An 18,190-nucleotide genomic window follows, 5' to 3' on the forward strand; every position below is an offset into this window, starting at 1 on the left:
ACCCCGACACCCATCTGCTCTTCCGGAAGATGATCGAGGCCGCGTTGGGCGACGAGACCGCTTGGACCGACATCGCCGCCGTGTTCAAGCGCAACTACGGCGACGTGATCGAGGCGGCACTGGGGTGGGACGACGACGGGCTGACCGCGTTCATCAAGATGATGATCCAACCGGTGCTGACCCAGCCCTTTGGGCAGGTCAGCCTGGCCGACCTGATTCTGGCACCCCAGCGGGCGGTGGCCGAGGCCTCAGGGATCGACCCGGCTGATGGTTCGTTCAAGGCCCGAATCCAGCGGCTGAACGAGCAGCGCAAGGCCCGCAAGCTGGTGGAGACCGAAGGTGCCGTGGCCACCGACTTCGACCGCGCCACCTTCCTGCTGTCCAAACAGCTGATGTACTTCGAGCGCTACGGCAAGATGTACATGCGGGACGTCTCGCTGTTCGACGACCGCGAGTTCTTCGTCACCGCCCTTGGCCACGACCCAGCGGCTGCGAAGACGGACGACGCTGGCCAGTAACGACGAACAGGACTCACCGGTGAGGTGAAGACCAACGCCGCAGGACTGTGTGGATATCGACACTGTTTGACCTGCGGACGCGTTGTGACGATATCCACACACATTGACCGTCACCTTGTGTGTCCAATTAGTTCTCGTTCGTGCCCCGAAGATCGGTGAGTTTCTGTAATGCCCGATCCAACTCGCTAATCCACCTTTGGTTGTCGGGGTCGCTTTCCAACACCCTCCGTCGGTGGGTGACAGATTCGGTGTGTGCTCCAACCGCGTCAGCCAGGTTGCCCTGACCCCGGTAGTCGTCCCCCAGAGACCCGAGGCCGATCCCGAGGTCGCGGAGGTAGGTGGGGTTGTCGGGGTCGCTTTCCAACACCCTCCGATAGTGGGTGACAGATTCGGTGTGTGCTCCAACCGCGTCAGCCAGGTTGCCCTGACCCCGGTAGTCGTCCCCCAGAGACCCGAGGCCGATCCCGAGGGCGCGGAGGTAGGTGGGGTTGTCGGGGTCGCTTTCCAACACCCTCCGATAGTGGGTGACAGATTCGGTGTGTGCTCCAACCGCGTCAGCCAGGTTGCCCTGACCCTGGTAGTCGTTCCCCAGATCCCCGAGGCCGGTCCCGAGGGCGCGGAGGTAGGTGGGGTTGTCGGGGTCGCTTTCCAACACCCTCCGATAGTGGGTGACAGATTCGGTGTGTGCTCCAACCGCGTCAGCCAGGTTGCCCTGACCCCGGTAGGCGTTCCCCAGAGCCCCGAGGCCGATCCCGAGGTCGCGGAGGTAGGTGGGGTTGTCGGGGTCGCTTTCCAACACCCTCCGTCGGTGGGTGACAGATTCGGTGTGTGCTCCAACCGCGTCAGCCAGGTTGCCCTGACCCCGGTAGTCGTCCCCCAGAGCCCCGAGTCCGATCCCGAGGGCGCGGAGGTAGGTGGGGTTGTCGGGGTCGCTTTCCAACACCCTTCTCAGCTTGTTGACGGCTAGCTTCAACCGGGGGACTGCGCGTTCATCTCCTCTCTGATGCAGCGCCTCTCCAAAACGTAGGCTGGCGAATCCCTGCGCCATCAGGTTGCTCCCAGCTTCAGCACAGCTGACGCTGCGCTCTCCGACCGCAATCGCAAGCTTCGGAAATCCGCAAGTGATGAGTTCGAAGCAAAGCGAGGTCAATGGTTCGGCGGCCAATGGGTCGTCGGTCGGCCCAGCCAACATCGCCGTTGCCTGAGGCTCGAGCATCCGACGCCTCGTGCGGTTAGCCAGCCGTTCAACCAATACTTCGGCCTCGTCAGGTCGCCCGGCCAAGCGAAGCAGCGGGATGGTTGCATCGAAGAATTCGGGATGCCACCCATACGCGTCTCGCCCCGCTTCCACCAACCGGCTCGCACTTCGCCGATTCTCGGCTGACACCACCGATGCTGGCCCATCCGTAGCTGCCAGAAATCGTCGCAGAGTTTCGGATCGCCACCCATAGGTCCAGTGGTAGTCACCGTTGGCCTCTACAGGATCTCGAATGGTGTGTATGGCTCCCGCCTTCGAGACCAACGGACGACCTCCCAATTCGGGTGGTGCCGGGACACTCTGGTCGACCAAATCATCGAGCAGGTCGAGGACCTCGTCCGTCTCGCACCCGTACTCTTCCGCCACGACGGTCGACACGGCAGTTCCAGAGAAGGTCGGACCGCTCAGTGCCGCCAAGTGGAGGGCGCGACGAGCTACTTCCGGCGCATCAGCCCCGGCGTACCTGCGCTCTCCGCTGAGCGGAGCAAGAATCCGTCGGATGTCGTCCTCCATGGGCTCTTCGGAGCTGGTGAATCGCCAAGCTCCGTCGATTCGAGCCACCCGGTGGGCGGCTCGCCACGCCTGCCACACCTTGGCCGCGTCCGTCGTGCTGCCCCCGGAGACCGCAATCAGGCGGTCAGCGACGTCGATACTGCAGGCGCCTAACCAACGCTCGACCTGTACGCGATCGAGAATGCCGATCCAACGAAACACAGCAATGCCCTGATCCCTTGCTGCAATCACGTCTGCCAACGCCGAAGAAGCAGGGAACTCGGCTCCAACCGCACCGACGTCCGGCTGCCGTCCAGAGAGCAATTCGTGACCGCTGGCCTCACACACCACCAACAACGGGTGTGGCAGGTGGGTGGTCAGGACGTAACGAATGGTCTGCCACAACGCCGTCTGGGCCGCATCAGTCACATCTCCGAACACGAGGACCCGGGGTCGATCACGAGCCAACTCCGTGATCGACTCCCAGAGCATGTCCGAAGCGGTCGACGGCGGACTCTGCTTCCAACGAGCCAACATGCGACGGGAAAGCTTGGTGAGCGGAGCCAGAATCCCAACGACCGGCAGAAGCAATGCGCCCGACTGACCCGTCAGATCCATCAATTCGTCGAGCAGTTCGTCGTCCGGTCCCGCCCTGGGAAGCATGGAGGCAACCCCGATGCTGGGGACGCCCAACCCTTCGCTCGCGATGTGCTCGCTGACCCAACGGGCGTTGCCCCCGAGCACCACAATTGGAGGCCGAATCGGGTGGACCAAACCGAGGCCCGACGCCATGCAGCGCAGCTCTTCGAGCAGCGCTGCAGGCGGCAAAGGCGGGCTCAGATATTCGATGGCAGGACCCCCTCGGTTGCCGCCCGTACCCAGATACTACCGATACGTCTGAGCACCCTCCACCGACACGGGTCGATGGAAGAAGGCGTCAGGACGACTCAGCCGGATGCCAGGCGGTCGCGCTCGGCCAGTGCGGCCCCCACCAACAGTCGAACCCCGATTCCAATCGACCGCTCGTCGACGTCGAAGGCGCCGGAGTGGATGTCGGGGCGGGGCGCTCCGGAGGCCGGGTTGAACGTGCCCAGGCGGGCATACGAGGCGGGCACCTGGCGCGCATACCAGGCGAAACTGTCGCCACCGCGGCTGTGTTGAGCCTCGACGGTGTTGTGTTCCCCCACTACCGAGGCCGCCGCCCGGCGAAGGGAGCGGGTCGGGGCAGCAGCGTTGACCGAGGGTGGCACGCCTTTGCGATAAGCGAACTCCAGCGTGGCGCCGGTCGGCTCGACCACCGCCCGGGTCGCCTGCTCCAACAACTCGGCAGCGTGCTCCCACGCCTCGACATCCGGGGTGCGAATAGTGGCTGTGGCCGTCGCTCGTGTGGGAATGACGTTGGGTGCATCACCGCCGTGGGTCGACCCGAACACCACCAACGCCTCTGCGGGCGCAGCCGCCTTGGCCACTCGCTCGGGCACCTGGCTGAGCACCTGGCCCAGCACCGCCAACAGGTTGACGGTGAGTTCCGGACGGGCGGTGTGACCGCCCGGGCCAAGAATGGTGATGCGTGCCATGTCGGCGGCCGAGGTGATTGGCCCGGTTCGCAGCGCCACCTGGCCGACATCGATCTTGGGATCGCAGTGAACCCCCAGCATCGAGCTGACACCGCCCAACGCTCCGGCGTCGATCACGCTGGGCGCCCCACCCGGCAACGCCTCCTCGGCAGGTTCGAAGATGAATCGGAAGGCGCCGGTGAGTTCGCCCTCCTTAACCGCCTCGGCGAGCGCCAGCGCCGCACCGAGTACCACCGTGGTGTGCACGTCGTGGCCACACGCATGGGCCACACCCGGCAGGGTGGACCGATACGCCACGTCCTTCTCATCCTCCATGGCGAGCGCGTCCAGGTCGGCGCGCAGCGCCACCACCGGGCGACCGTCGGACGGTGCCTCGAAGGACGATGCGGTCCCCGTGGCCAGATCGCACACCAACCCGGTGCTTTCGGGCAGTTGCGACGGCGAAAGACCGGCGACACGGAGCCGGTCGATGACCGCCGCCGTGGTCTCCACCTCGGCCCACGACACCTCGGGATGAGCGTGCAAACGGCGGCGAAACGCCACCAGTTCGTCGAGGTGGGCATCGAGAAACCCGTCGAGCCATGGGGGCACCGGTTGGGGTGACGCGTCCTCAGCCAACGGGGGCATCGGTCAGGAGTTCCTGTTGCAGGGCGGCGGTCACGTCCACCAAGGTGCCACCCTGTGCCACGATCCGGCGCTGCCGCTCGGCCGAGTTGCCGGTCCGTACCAGGTCGCTTAACGAAGCCAGTTCGTCCGAGCACCCCAGGCGGGCCGCCGTGCCCGACAACAACTCCACCAACTCGTCGACGATCTGGCGGGCCGGCTTCCGATTGCCGTTGTCATCCACGATGAGTTGGGCATCCAACCCGTGGCGGGCGGCCAGCCACTTGTTCTGACGCACCACCCACTCCCGCACTCCGGGCAGGGGCACCCCGTTGTCGATCTGCGCATCCATCCACGCCACCAGGCACTGAGCCAGCGACGCCACGCCACAGATCTCGGTCATCGTTGGCATACCGTCGCACATCCGCAGCTCGACCGTGCCGAAATCGGGGTGAGGGCGGACATCCCACCACACCTCCCGCACCGACTCGATCGCCTCAGCGCGAATCAGCGCATCGAGGAAGGCCTCGAAGTCGACCCACGAGGTCAGCCGAGGCGGCAACCCGGCGGTGGGAAGACCCTCGAAAATCTTGGTTCGAGCCGAGGCCAGCCCTGTGTCGTAGCCGTGCCAGAACGGCGAAGACGCCGACAGCGCCAGGAACACCGGCAGATAGGTGGTGAGCGAGTTGACGGTCGCCACACACTTCTCCGCCGACCGAACCCCGACGTGATAGTGGATGCCGTAGATCGCCAGGCGACGCACCGGCCACTGCATCTCGTCGAGCAGCTTCTGGTAGCGCGCCGACGGGCTGACCTGCAGGTCGCGGTAGGAACTGAACGGGTGCGTGCCCGAACACAGCAGGCCAACCCCTCGGGCATCTGCCGCCTGGCGCAGCTCGGAAATGCCCGCCTCCAGGTCGCGCCGTGCGTCGCTCACCGTGTCGCAGATGCCGGTGATGGTCTCCACCGTCGACTCAAACAGCTCGTGCTTGAGCGCCGGATGCTCGGACCCGTCGTCAGGCTCCACATCGGCCAGGGTGTCGGTGGCCGCCGCGGTGAGCCCGTGAGTCTCCCGATCCACCAGGCTCAGCTCCACCTCCACCCCCAACGACGAAGTTGGCGACGAATGGAACTCGATCGTCATGGCTCGGCCCGAACGAGGGATTCACGGATCATCGGCCCATGGTAGGTGGCGCCAGACAACGGCGTGACGCTTGGCTCAGCATCCGCAGGGTCGGCCGCTGCCAGCCCACGCCGGTAGCGTGCGCCGCGTGGCGGAAACCGACCAGAGCACCGAGGAGCACGCAGCCGCCCAGTACCGCATCGGGGTGATCGGCGGAATCGGCGCTTACACCATGTGGGGCCTGTTCCCGCTGTTTTTCCATCGGCTGGAGCCCACTTCACCCCTGGAAATCATCGGGCATCGCGTCATCTGGACGGCGGTGCTCATGGTCGGCGTGCTGTCACTCGGGGCGGGCTGGGGCTGGGTCCGTCCGCTGCTGGCCGACCGCCGCCGCACCGTTTCGGTGGCGTTGGCAGGGGTGTTGTTATCCGCCAACTGGCTGATCTACGTGTGGGCGGTGACCAACGACCGGGTGGTCGACGCCTCGCTGGGTTACTTCATCAACCCACTGGTCACCGTGCTGCTCGGCGTGCTCGTGCTGCACGAGCGTCTCCGCCCGCTGCAATGGGCGGCGGTGATCGCCGGGGCGGTGTCGGTGCTCGTCCTCGTGCTGGGGTACGGCTCGGTGCCCTGGGTCAGCCTGGGGCTGGCGGCATCGTTCGGGACCTATGGACTCTTGAAAAAGCAGGTGGGTCTGGGCGCCGTGGAGGCCCTGACCGCGGAGACGTTTGCGGTCGTACCCCTCGCCCTGGGCGGCATGGGCTGGGCGCTGGTCGCCGGCGAACTGGACTTCCCCGCCGCGCCGATCAGCATGAAGCTGCTGCTGCTGGCCGCCGGTGCCGTCACCGCCGCCCCACTGCTGGCCTTTGGCGTGGCCACCAACCGCATACCGCTGTCGATCATCGGCCTGCTCCAGTATCTCACCCCGATCATCCAGTTCATCCTGGGAGTGTTCGTGTTTGGCGAAGAGGTACCTCCGGCCCGGCTGGCCGGGTTCGCCTGCGTCTGGGTGGCGCTTGCGCTGCTGAGCGCCGACGGGCTCCGCCAGGGTCACCGTCAGGCCGGCGTACGACGGGCGGCGCGCACCACCGCCACGGCCGCGGTTCAGAAGGCGAAAACCGACGACCGGTAACCAGCACCGGCAACCACGCGGTGACGGCCTGCCGACGGGCCGACGCCGGTAGCTTGGACGCCCATGACTCCCCCGCCCAACGCCCCTGCCGACACCGACGCTCTCGACACCGCCGAGGCAGCCGAAGCCGACCTCACCGCCGCCGATCTCACTGCTGCGGACGTTGCCTGGGAACTCGACGACCTGCTCGACGGCACCACCACCGACGACCTGATGGCACGCGCCGCCAAAGTGACCGACGAGGTTGCCGCAGCCCGAGGCACGGTCGGTGATTTGGATGCCGCCGGGCTGGCCACGCTGATGCACCGGCTGGGCGACCTCCACGATCTGCTCGGTCGAGCCGGCTCGTACGTGGGGCTGAGGTTGGCCGAGAACAGCCTCGATCCCGAACGTGGCGCCGCCATGGCAAATCTGTCCGAGGCCGCCACCGAGCTGTCAACCAAGTTGGTGTTCTTCGAGCTGGAATGGGCAGCGGTGCCCGACGAGCAGGCCGAGGCGTTGCTGGCCGACCCGGCGCTGGACTTCTGCGCCCATCACCTGCGCACCATGCGTCGCTACCGCGATCACCTGATGAGCGAGGCCGAAGAGCAGGTGCTGACCGAAACATCGGTCAGCGGCGCCGCCGCCTGGGTGCGCCTCTTCGACGAACAGACCTCGGCCATCGAGGTGGCGATGCCCGAATCATCACCAGGTGGTGCGCGCACCGCATCGCTGGAGGAGGGTCTGTCGTTGCTGCAGCACCCCGACCGTGCCGTGCGGGCCGACGCCGCCGAGGCCGTTTCGGACGCGCTGGAGCCCGGGCTGCGGACCCGGGCCTACATCTACAACACGCTGCTACTCGACAAGTCGGTGCAGGACCGGCTGCGTTCGTACCCAAGCTGGCTGTCCAGCCGCAACCTGGCCAACGAGGCCTCCGACGAGTCGGTGGCCGCCCTGATCGAGGCGGTGGTGGCCCGCTACGACCTGCCCCGACGCTGGTATTCGTTGAAGGCCCAGGTGTTGGGCCTGGACCGGTTGGCCGATTACGACCGTTCGGCCTCGGTGGCCGAGAGCGACCGCAAGGTGGGCTGGAGCGAGGCCTCATCGCTGGTGATCGACGCCTACGACAGCTTCTCCCCCAGGCTGGCCGGCATCGTGCGAGAGTTCATCGACGGCAACTGGATCGACGCCCCGGTGCGTTCCGGCAAGCGACCGGGCGCCTTCTGCGCCTACACCGTGGCGAGCCACCACCCGTACCTGCTGTTGAACTGGACCGGCTCGAACCGGGATGTGCTGACGCTGGCACACGAACTGGGGCACGGCATCCACGCCTACCTGGCCCGCCCCCAGGGCATCTTCGCCCAGGACACGCCACTGACGATGGCTGAGACCGCCTCGGTGTTCGGCGAGGCGGTGACCAACAATGCACTGCTCGCCCAACTGGACGACCCCAACGAACGCTTCGCCCTGCTGGCGTCCACGCTGGAGGACTCAATCGCCACCGTGTTCCGCCAGGTGGCGATGAGCCGCTTCGAAGCGGCGTGTCACACCCATCGACGAGACGTCGGCGAGCTGTCGGTGGACGACTTCGGTAACCACTGGGCCGACACCCAAACCGAGCTGCTCGGGGACACCGTGGAGGTCACCGACGGCTACCGAAACTGGTGGAGCTATGTGCCCCACTTCATGGCCACCCCCGGATACGTCTACGCCTACGCGTTTGGCCAGCTCCTGGCGCTGTCGGTGTACGCCCGCTACCAGGCCGAGGGCGAGGCCTTCGTGCCCAGCTACCTGGACATGCTGGCCGCAGGCGGCTCGAAGAGCCCCGAAGACCTGGCCGCCATGGTGGGCTGCGACCTGACCGACCCGGGCTTCTGGGATGCCGGACTCGACATCGTGGCCGGGCAGTTGGACGCGGCCGAGGCCGCAGCGCGGGCGGCCGGACGTCTGTCGTAATCCGGCGAACCGGGGGTGCGAACGACGTTGGGTGCTCGTGGCCGGTGTTCCGCCAGACGCCACGTCGCCGGAGATATGGCAGGCACACGAATCGTTGAAGCCTGCTGCGCCGCTCCATGGGCGTCGGCCTCGGGGCCGGGCCGACCGCGCTCACCGGGTGTGTCAAGCCCACGGCTCACGGCGACGGACCCGATGCGAACTCGCTGCCCGAGGTAGCAGGCGCCCAGCGGCCGGCCTACTGGGACGCTCCCAGCCACTGGATCGATGTGGCGCTCCCAACAGCCGTGTCCACCACTGCCGCCAACGAGATCAACCGCTCAGTAGAACTGACCGCTCTGATCCACGGCGGCTTCTGGAGAGACACCTATGGCGCCGACCTGATGAAGCCGTTGGCCTGCGACCTGCTGGAGCGGGGCCACCCGGTGGCCAACCTGGAGTATCGACGTCTCGGTGGCCGGCGTGCTGGATCTTCGAAGTGCGGCGTCCCAAGGGGTCGGCGGCGACACCACGCTGGATGCCATCGACGGCGCGTGACCGACTGGATCGACCGGACCGTCGACTGAGCCATCCAGCGCCCCGGTTAACGCCAACCGGTGGGTGGCCGGGTGATGACGCCGGTTCGGCGCTCGGCGTCGCGGAGCCGTTCATAGGGATTGCGTGCAGCACCGGTGGCCCCGCCGGGGTGAACCTCCACATGAAGGTGCGGATAGGCGTATGCCGCGTTGCCGGAACTGCCGACGTTACCCACCGGCCTTCCGGCCCAGACCCGGCCACCCTTGGCAACGCCGGCCGCATAGTTGTTCATGTGGCAATAGAGGTAGTAGCCGCCGTCATCGCCGCTGATTCCCAGGGAATGCCCGCAGCTGGACGAGTACACCCTGGTGGTGATGGTGCCCGACTCGATGGCCACCACCTTCTGTCCCCGAGTGGCCATCACGTCCACACCCTGGTGGCGACGGCTCCCACCTCCCCTGGAGAATCCGTAGTCGTTCTGGTAACGCACCGGGCCAACCACCGGAAACCGATCAAATCCATTGACGGCGTTGGTGGTTGTGACCGCCGAGTGAGGCGCAGCGACGCATCCGGCGGCGCCAAGCGCCACCGCAACAACAAGTCCGGCTGCAACCGAGCGCACGCGCGACGACAGGTCGGGGAAACGGGGAGACAGGTTCATGATCACGTGACAACGACTGATGGCGGGCAGGCACCCACACACGGATCAATCGTTACCTCATCGTCACAATCACCAGCATATCGTCACAATGGGGGGCTTACCGACACCCAACCGTCATACAAGGCAGGATGGCGGAGTGGAGGTCAAGGAGTCACTCCGGCTCGGGCTGGGCGAGCGGCAGCCTGACCTCGAAGCGGGCCCCGCCCAACTCGCTGTCGTCCAACTCCAGCGTGCCGCCGTGGCGAGCAACGATCCGACCGGCCAACGGCAGGCCCAGGCCGGCGCCCCCGCGATCTCGGCTGCGAGCCTCCTCCAACCGACCAAAGCGTTCGAAAACCATGTCCCGCTGTTCGGCGGGGATACCCGGCCCGTCGTCCTCGACCACCATTCGGGCGTAGTCCCCTTCGGTACCCACCGACACCCGCACCGTTTCCGAGGCGTGACGCCCGGCGTTCTCCACCAGGTTGCGCACCACGCTGGCCAACTGACCCGCATCGCCATGCACCCGGGCCGCACTCAAGCCCGACAGGTCCAGCCGCCGGCCCTTGAGGTGCCCAACCTGCTCGAGCACCAACTCGTCCAGATCGACCTCGGTGTCCGGTACCGGGCCGAACGCACCCTCCTCCAGGCGCGCCAGCGTGAACAGATCACCGACCAGGCGGTCCAGCCGTTCGCCCTGGGCCAACACGGTGACGCCGACCGACGACCAGTCGGCGGTGTCGGGATAGGCCAGCGCCGTCTCCACCTGGGCCCGGATTGCGGCGACCGGGCTGCGCAGTTCGTGTCCCGCATCGGACACGAACTGACGCTCCCGCTTCGAACTGGCCTCCAACCGATCCAACATGGCGTTCATGGTGACGGCCAGGTGTGCCACCTCGTCGTCGGTCGGCGGCACCGGCAGCCGCTCGTCGAGTGTCCGGGAGGTGATGTCCCCCACCCGGCGTCGTAGGTCGGCAACCGGCTCCAGGCTTCGACGGGTCATCACCCACGAGCCCATCCCGACGGCCACAAGCAACGACGGAACCACCACCCACAGCGCCAATCGGACCACCGCGACACTGCGGTTGACGTCACTCAGGCTGGTGGCCACCTGCACGATCAGTATGCCTTGTTCAGTCGGCACCCTCTTCGATTTCGTCACGAACTCTGATCGATCCACCTCGCGGGGAAGCTCCCGACCCTGAAGCGCCAGCACCAGTGGGTCCCGCCCCGATTCCGGCACAACCATGCCCGGGGTCGGATACGGCTCGAAGGCCACCGCCGCCAGCGTGTCGCTGGGCCCTACGCCCAAGGGGGTCAAGAGCCTCACCGGAAGCGTCACCGCCTCCGAATTTTGAGCGAGGATCAATTGGGTGACCGATTTGGGCTCCTTCCTCGCAAAGTCCACATAAGCATCCAGCGCAACATCGTTCCTGCGGGCCACCTCGCTCACCAGTGCGCCGCGCAGCCAGAACAGCATCAGCCATGACAGCGCCAGCAACGCCACTGCCGAGGCCACCGTCACGGTGAGGGTCAGGCGACCTCGCACCGACATTCGTGACCAGGCGGTCATGGCCTACCCCCCGGAGGTGTCGGCATGTGCCGGGGGCTTGCCCAGGATGTACCCCGACCCGCGAATCGTGCGCAGATCCTCGCGGTCGAACGGCCGGTCGATCTTGCGCCGCAGGTAGCCCACGTACACCTCGACCACGTTGGGGTCACCGGCGAAATCCTGGCCCCACACCTGCTCCAGCAGCTCGCGCTTGGGCACCGCTTCGCCGGCACGGCGCATCAGCACCTCCAACAACCCGTACTCCCGAGGCGACAGCGAGATGTCGGTTCCATCGCGGCGCACCTTGCGACCCACGGGGTCCAGTTCCAGGTCGCCCACGATCACCGGTGCCAGCGCACCCTCGTTCACCCGACGGGTCAGCGCTCGCAGCCTGGCGATCAACACCACGTAGCTGAAGGGCTTGCGCAGGAAGTCGTCGGCGCCGGTATCGAGCGCCTCGGCCTCGTCGTACTCGCCTTCTTTGGCCGTCAGCATGAGGATTGGCGTCCACACGCCCGCCTCCCGCAGAGATCGGCACACCTGGAAACCGTTCATGCCCGGAAGCAGGATGTCCAACACGATGGCGTCATAGGTGGCCGAACGGGCACGTTCGTAGCCGTCCTTGCCGTCGTTGGTGACGTCGACGTCGAACCCCTCCTCCCTCAATCCGTGGGCAACCGCCGCGGCCAGCTCTACTTCGTCGTCAACTACCAGTACTCGCACCGCACCATTGTTACCCGTCATGGCATTGCCGGCGCGTTCCATCGGGGACCAACCTGAGAACACATCTGTGGCGGCACCTGCGGCGACCGGTCAGTCGTAGGTGGCCTCGACGCCCCAGTGCCCGGCCTCCACGGTGTAGAGCCGGGCCACGCCATCGGCGGTCACCGCCTGGATACGGGCCCGACGGCGTCCTTCGGTGGCGTCCCACCACCGCTCATCGATGGGCCACGGCCCGGCCCACGCTGTGATCTCCAACCGCACGCCACCCACCTCCGCCGCCTGCGGTGGCGCGCTCAACTGCCCCCTACCGCTGACCCCCACCAACCGACCCTCGCCATCGATCACCCGGGTGGGCAGCGGTGGGTCGTGCACCACCGCAGGGGCGGGTGCCGGAAGCCGGCCGGGCCACGGGCTGGGAGTGCTGGACCGGGCGGGCACACCGGCCGCAGCGCCGCCGTCCAGCCGGGTGTCGTAGGGCACCAGCGCCACCCCCTCCCCCGGCGCCCGACCGCCGGCGGGCTCCAACATCAGCACCGCATCGGCACCCAGTAGGCCCTCCACCCGGGCCAGCGCACGACGGGCTCGTTCCGACGCCGAGTCGCGGCCACCCCAAAAACCCAGCTGCCGGCCGGTGGCCGCCACCACCCGGTCGGGCACCAGCTCGAGACGCACCACCCCACCCTGGAGGCGTTCGGCCAACGGTACGCGATGGGCCGGACTGCCCCCTGCACCCCTTCCTGACAGCCAGCCCTCCAGCTGCCAGCGCAGGCGTTGGGCCACCCCGGTGGCGCTCAGCACCCCCTCGTGACGCCAGCATCGCTCGATGCGCTCGCCGTGCTCGGTCTCGGCGATCACCACCACCGACTCGCACGCCAGGCCCCGGGCGGTCAGCGCGCCGTGGAACTCCTCGGCCAGGGCCCGCACCACGAACGCTGCCGCATCCACCCGCTCGGCGGGCGGGTCCAGTTCTCGCATCACCCGCAGATCGACGGGGGGCTCGACAGCGTCAGTGGGCACGTCGTCGTCGCCCCAGGCCAGGCGCCAGGCGTCCAGACCCGCTGCGCCGAAGCGCCCGGCCACATCCGCCGGATCCAGCGCTGCGAAGGCCCCCAGGGTGCGCAAGCCCAGGCGTTCCAACAGGTCGACCAACTCCTCCCGGCGGGCATCATCGCGACGCAGTTGGGCCACCGGTAGCTCGGCCAGGAATGCCGGCGTGGTGCCGGGTCGAACAATCAGCGGGCCATCGACGGCGCGCCGGGCGGCCGTGCGTGCGGCAAAGGCCCCCTCGGCCACGCCCACCCTGACCGCCCCTTCGAACAGCTTCGACCCATCGGACATCGCCTCAGTCGTGAGTTGCAGCACCCGGGTCACGAGCTCTTCGTCACCCCCGAGATGACGGGCCGGTGGTCCGGCAGGAAACGACGCCCGACCCGGCCGGTGCAGTTCGATCCTGGGCGTCACCGCGTCGAGCGCCCGAACCACCGGTTCGAATGCTCGGGCCTCACGAGCGGGGTCACGATCGAGCAGCCGCACCTCGGGACAGCGCGCCTGAGCCTCACGGCGACGGAGGCCGATCGCCACGCCGTCGCGCCGTGCCGCCTGGTTGGCCGCAACCACCCGGTTGGCTGCGAGCACCACCGACGGCTGATCGGACGGTACCCCCCATGCAACCACCGCCCAATCAGGGCACCACAACGACAGCATCCGCTCGGGCCCCCGGTGAGGTCCAGCCGGTTTCGCCACCTGCGGGCCGTTCGACAACCTCGACATGGCGGCAGCCTCAGCCGGTGCCGGTGGGACGCAACGCCACCACCGGGGCAAGCCGACCGACGGCCGCGTGAGCGACCCGCCCGTCGGCGCCGACCAGGCCCTCGCGTTCGAGCCCACTCAGTTCGCCCGGCTCGGGTACCCGCACTCGACCCTGCACATCAGGCAACCAGAGCAGGCTTCGGCCCCCGCCACTGGACTGTCGGCGACCGCCCACAACCACCTCCACCAGCCGACCGGCCAGATGGCCCCAGCCCTGCCCCAGCCCACTCCACTGGAGGGTGCGGGCATGAAGCGACAGCTCGACACCCTCCCAGCGATCATCCGAAGCAGCGGTGAGACCACGCCGCCCCACCTCTCGGGTGACCGCCCCCTGAGCGACCCTCCGGGCGTGTTGAGGCTGTACCCGGATCAACACGCTGCCCCGCTCCCGCGCCCGTGCCCGCAGCCGGCGCACCGCCGAGGCCGCCAGCACCACCTCGGGCCCCACCAGCACCACGTCGGCGGCATCGACCAGGGCCGCCATCACCTCGGTGGCCCGCGACCGCTCGGTCAGCCGGACGACCACCGACCGCTCGGCCACCACACCCAACGCCAGCGCCGCCTCCCAGTTGAACTCGGCCATCCCCACGGCCACCACCCACGAACCGGCCTTGCTCGCCTCCACCGCCAACAAGGCGGCCAACGACAACGCACCACACCGCCCTCCCACCGAGACGGTGGAACCGCGGGACGGCCCACCGGCGGGCAGCATCTGGGCCAGCGCCGGCACCACCGGCAACCGCTGCTGGGATGCCAGGCTGACCGGGGCCAGCCCCGCCGCCAGCTGTCGCACGCGGGCCCGCCGCTCCGCCGGGTCCTCGATTCGGGTTGCCAACGCTGGGATCGACAGGTCGTGTGGGAGCGCAAGGGCCATCGCCACAGCATCGAACACTCGTTCGTTCATGTCAATGGCCGCTGTCCACCGGCAAGACTGAGGGCGTGAATGTTCCGCCGTTGGTCGACATCGGCCCGCTGATGAGTGCCTCACACGGGTCACCGGTGAGTCCGGCCCGGCGACAGGTGTCCGACGCGCTGAACGAGGCATGTGGCACCTGGGGTTTCTTCCGAATCACCGGCCACGGCATCGACCCGGCTTTGTTGCGCAAACTCGACGGGCAGGCCCGCAACTTCTTTGCCCGCAGCGACGAGGAGAAGTCCCAGGTGGCCATGGCCAAGGCCGGGTCGGCCTGGCGGGGCTGGTTTCCGGTGGGTGCCGAGCTGACCTCGGGTCGACCCGACCGGAAGGAGGGGCTCTATATCGGCACCGAGTTGCCGTCGGACGATCCGCGGGTGCTGGCGCAGCTCCCTCTGCACGGCCCCAACCTGTTTCCGGACCACCCCGATGGGCTCGGCCCGGCAGCGATCGACTGGATGGAGGCCGTCACCGAGGTGGGCCACGCCATCATGTCGGGCCTGGCCATCGCGCTCGGGCTCGATCCCCACTGGTTCGCCACACACCTGACCGCCGACCCCACCGTGTTGTTTCGCATCTTCCGATATCCCCCCGACACGCGACCGCCTGACGGCCCAGCGCCCGCTACCGATGCCGATGCGCATCCGAACGCTGCGACGCCCCCTGCCTGGGGCGTCGCAGAGCACACCGACTACGGGCTGCTCACGCTGCTGGCCCAAGACGACAGCGGCGGTCTGGAGGTTCGAGTGGCCGACGGTTGGGTGAAGGTCCCCGCCGAGCCCGGCGTAATGGTGTGCAACCTGGGGGACATGCTGGAGGCGATCACCGCCGGCCGCTATCGCTCGACGCTGCACCGCGTCCGAAACACCAGCGGCCGCAGCCGACTGTCGTTCCCGCTGTTCTTCGACCCGTCCTGGGATGCCCAGGTGCGCCCGCTACCGATCACCGCCGACGATCCGGCGACACCCCCCACCACCTCAGCCCGTTGGGACGGCGCCGATCCGGCCGCCTGGTCCGGCACCTACGGCCAGTACCTCACCGCCAAGGTGGCGCGGGTGTTTCCCGAACTCTTCAGCTCGGTCGGTCCCTGAGACCAGGCCGTCCCGACCGCCTCACCCGATGACCGCACCTCGACCCGCTCCCCCCAACCGATCGCGGTGCCTCAAACCCGCCGTCGCCGGGTTGCTGACCGTCGCCGTCGCCTGCGGCCCATCGGGCATCAGCGCCTCCGGCGCCGAGAGCACCGGGCGCCTTCGCTCGGCCGACTCCGAGGCCTTGTTCGCTCCGATCGGGCCTGACGGTCCGGGTTGCAGCGCCGCAGTAAACGTCGACGGTCAGATCGTGTGGTCCGCCGCCTACGGCCGGGCGTCCCTTGAGCGCGACGAACCTTTCACCCCCGAAACGCTGGTGGACATCGGGTCCACCTCCAAGCAGTTCACCGCGACCGCTCTGGGTTTGCTGATCGACGATGGCACGATCTCGTGGGACGATTCGGTGAGCGACCACCTCAACAAACTTCCCGACTGGTCGGCACAGGTCACCATCGATGACCTGGTGCACCACACCAGCGGACTCCCCGACTACATCGAACTGCTGGAGGATGGAGGGGTGGAGTTGATGGCCCCGTCCACCCAGGCCGATGCGGTCGACGCGTTGCGTGGCACCAGGCCGGCGTTCGAGCCCGGCTCGAAGTTTGAGTACTCCAACAGCAACTACGTGCTGCTGGCCGAGATCGTGCAGGCCGCCACCGGCCAGGACCTGCCGAGCTACCTGGATGACCAGGTGTTTGGGCCGCTGGACCTGGATGCCGAGATGAGCCCTGGCAACTCGGCGAGGGTCCCATCGCCGGCTGGAACAGCCCAGAGTTACGAGGACGACGCCGGGTGGAAGCCCGCCGACAGCCCTTGGGCGCAGGTGGGCGACGGCGCCGTGCAGACCACACCCGGGCAACTCGCGTTGTGGGGCACCCAGTACTGGTCCTCAGACCTGCCGCCGGGTCTGACCGACCTGCGGATGGACCACGCCGTCGACATGGGCGACGGCGGCCGGTACGGCCTCGGGATCATGAGCTACCCCGAACCGAGCCGGGGCGCCGGAATCGAAGGCACCGGCAGCGTCGAGGACTCCATCCTCACCCACTCGGGCGAATGGTCGGGTTTCGACACCGGCTTCGTCGTCGCCCCAACCGGGCAAACCGCCGTGGCCGTCACGTGCAACACCCCCGACGGACCGGTCACCGGCGAGGTTGCGGACGAGTTGCTGAGCATCTGGACCGCCTGAGTATCGACGCAAGCGGGTCTGCCGCAAGGGCGGGTTCGCCGATCAGGAACCGGCGAGGATCAACAGCGCCCCAACGATGGCCGCTGCGATGGCCGCCGCATGCTTTGGCGTCACCGACTCACCCAGGAACAGGTACCCGCCCAGCGCCCCGAAGGCCGTGGAGGTCTCCCTCAGCCCCGAAACCAGGCCCAGCGGGCTGGTTCGCGAAGCGATGAGCACCAGCAGGTAGGCCGTCACTCCGCCAAGGCCCGCCAGGGTCAGCCGCAACGGCTGTGCCCGGACCGCCGCCGCCATGGCTCCGGATCCCCGCATGCGCAGCACCACAACGCTCAACACCAGGGTTTGCAACACAAACAGCACGGCGATGTAGCGGATGGCGTCGTCACCGGCCCTCACCCCGGCGCCGTCGCTCAGCGTGTACCCGGCGATGAACAGCCCCGTGAGCACCGCCCACCGGTAGCCGGCAAGGCTGCCCCGGCGCATCATCGACATCAGCGCGGCCGAGACCACGACCACGCCCACGACGCCGAGCGGGGCGATCGAATCGCCCAGCAGCGTCACTCCGCCGATGGTGACCAGCAACGGCGCGGTGCCACGGGCAACCGGATAGGCCACGGCCAGGTCCGTCAGCTCGTAGGCCCGGGCCAAGGCCAGCGCGTAGCCCACGTGGATACACACCGAAACGCCGAGCCAACCAAGCGCTGCGGATGGCGGCGGGCCCAGCGCAGCCAGCACCGGCACGCTCGCCAGCCCGCCGACCCCCATGATCGCCCACGCCGCCACCAGCCGATCGCCGCTGTCCTTCATCGCCAGGTTCCAGGCGGCATGCAACATGGCCGCCACCAACACCATCACAAAGGTGCCGAGGCTCACGTGCGCTGCGCCGCCCTGCGACTACGCACGTTCGAACAGCACCATCGACCGCCCCTGGCCATCATCGCGAAACCCGGCAGCGGCACCGCACCAGCATGACCGGCCCACAGGCACCGGCGACAGCCCATATCGTCAGGTGGGACCGCGCAACGGAAGGCACCGTCCGCCAACCGTGCGAAGCCGCGCTGCAAAGAAGATGGTTGAGGGGGATACTGCACGGGAACAGAAGAAAGCCAGGTCGGATTCAAC

At 67.8% G+C, this 18,190-nt stretch carries 15 protein-coding genes; 6 read left to right on the forward strand and 9 right to left on the reverse strand.

The features are described 5' to 3' along the window. The first annotated feature begins 29 nt into the window (after positions 1-29). Entirely contained in the window at positions 30-518 is a 489-nt protein-coding gene (locus MPARV_RS22005) for a hypothetical protein (protein WP_020377032.1), read from the forward strand. Positions 519-645: 127 nt separating this feature from the next. Here the strand turns inward: MPARV_RS22005 and MPARV_RS0101900 are convergent, their stop codons facing one another. From MPARV_RS0101900 to MPARV_RS0101910, 3 genes are all read right to left on the reverse strand, one after another. Beyond that, positions 646-3,060 (reverse strand): tetratricopeptide repeat protein, encoded by a 2,415-nt coding sequence (locus tag MPARV_RS0101900; protein WP_031277049.1) that lies wholly within the window; start codon positions 3,058-3,060, stop codon positions 646-648. A gap of 155 nt (positions 3,061-3,215) precedes the next feature. Next, the gene (locus MPARV_RS0101905; RefSeq protein WP_020377034.1) at positions 3,216-4,472 is read right to left on the reverse strand and encodes an amidohydrolase; all 1,257 of its coding nucleotides are present in this window, start codon (positions 4,470-4,472) and stop codon (positions 3,216-3,218) included. Further along, positions 4,456-5,592 carry a glutamate--cysteine ligase gene (locus MPARV_RS0101910; protein ID WP_020377035.1) on the reverse strand — a complete coding sequence of 379 codons (1,137 nt, stop codon included), beginning with the start codon at positions 5,590-5,592 and terminating at the stop codon, positions 4,456-4,458. The genes MPARV_RS0101905 and MPARV_RS0101910 overlap by 17 nt, the downstream gene beginning before the upstream one ends. Positions 5,593-5,719: 127 nt before the next feature. Between MPARV_RS0101910 and rarD the strand changes: the two genes are divergently transcribed. From rarD to MPARV_RS0101925, 3 genes are all read left to right on the forward strand, one after another. Beyond that, positions 5,720-6,703 carry an EamA family transporter RarD gene (gene rarD / locus MPARV_RS0101915; protein ID WP_020377036.1) on the forward strand — a complete coding sequence of 328 codons (984 nt, stop codon included), beginning with the start codon at positions 5,720-5,722 and terminating at the stop codon, positions 6,701-6,703. A gap of 63 nt (positions 6,704-6,766) precedes the next feature. After that, a complete protein-coding gene (locus tag MPARV_RS0101920; protein WP_020377037.1) occupies positions 6,767-8,638 on the forward strand; it encodes a M3 family oligoendopeptidase in 1,872 nt (623 codons plus the stop codon). 116 nt (positions 8,639-8,754) lie between these two features. After that, complete coding sequence (locus tag MPARV_RS0101925; protein ID WP_020377038.1) at positions 8,755-9,201, forward strand: hypothetical protein; 447 nt, start codon at positions 8,755-8,757, stop codon at positions 9,199-9,201. A 17-nt stretch (positions 9,202-9,218) separates the two neighbouring features. On the opposite strand, the gene MPARV_RS22010 is transcribed toward MPARV_RS0101925, so the two are convergent. The 5 genes from MPARV_RS22010 to MPARV_RS22015 form a co-directional block, all read right to left on the reverse strand. Continuing rightward, the gene (locus tag MPARV_RS22010; RefSeq protein ID WP_155852282.1) at positions 9,219-9,812 is read right to left on the reverse strand and encodes a M23 family metallopeptidase; all 594 of its coding nucleotides are present in this window, start codon (positions 9,810-9,812) and stop codon (positions 9,219-9,221) included. Between the two features lie 151 nt (positions 9,813-9,963). Further along, a complete protein-coding gene (locus tag MPARV_RS0101935) occupies positions 9,964-11,364 on the reverse strand; it encodes a sensor histidine kinase (RefSeq protein ID WP_012230564.1) in 1,401 nt (466 codons plus the stop codon). Between the two features lie 3 nt (positions 11,365-11,367). Continuing rightward, on the reverse strand, positions 11,368-12,108 hold the full coding sequence (locus MPARV_RS0101940; protein ID WP_012230562.1) for a response regulator transcription factor: 741 nt from the start codon (positions 12,106-12,108) through the stop codon (positions 11,368-11,370). Between the two features lie 48 nt (positions 12,109-12,156). Continuing rightward, complete coding sequence (locus MPARV_RS0101945; RefSeq protein WP_020377040.1) at positions 12,157-13,770, reverse strand: DNA polymerase Y family protein; 1,614 nt, start codon at positions 13,768-13,770, stop codon at positions 12,157-12,159. A 76-nt stretch (positions 13,771-13,846) separates the two neighbouring features. Then, a complete protein-coding gene (locus MPARV_RS22015; RefSeq protein ID WP_020377041.1) occupies positions 13,847-14,779 on the reverse strand; it encodes a hypothetical protein in 933 nt (310 codons plus the stop codon). A gap of 35 nt (positions 14,780-14,814) precedes the next feature. Between MPARV_RS22015 and MPARV_RS0101955 the strand changes: the two genes are divergently transcribed. After that, complete coding sequence (locus tag MPARV_RS0101955) at positions 14,815-15,879, forward strand: isopenicillin N synthase family dioxygenase (RefSeq protein WP_020377042.1); 1,065 nt, start codon at positions 14,815-14,817, stop codon at positions 15,877-15,879. A gap of 28 nt (positions 15,880-15,907) precedes the next feature. After that, complete coding sequence (locus tag MPARV_RS0101960) at positions 15,908-17,068, forward strand: serine hydrolase domain-containing protein (RefSeq protein WP_051011864.1); 1,161 nt, start codon at positions 15,908-15,910, stop codon at positions 17,066-17,068. Positions 17,069-17,110: 42 nt separating this feature from the next. On the opposite strand, the gene MPARV_RS0101965 is transcribed toward MPARV_RS0101960, so the two are convergent. Continuing rightward, positions 17,111-17,941 carry an EamA family transporter gene (locus MPARV_RS0101965; protein ID WP_020377044.1) on the reverse strand — a complete coding sequence of 277 codons (831 nt, stop codon included), beginning with the start codon at positions 17,939-17,941 and terminating at the stop codon, positions 17,111-17,113. Positions 17,942-18,190: the final 249 nt, after the last annotated feature.

Source organism: Candidatus Microthrix parvicella Bio17-1 (assembly GCF_000299415.1).
GTDB lineage: Bacteria > Actinomycetota > Acidimicrobiia > Acidimicrobiales > Microtrichaceae > Microthrix > Microthrix parvicella.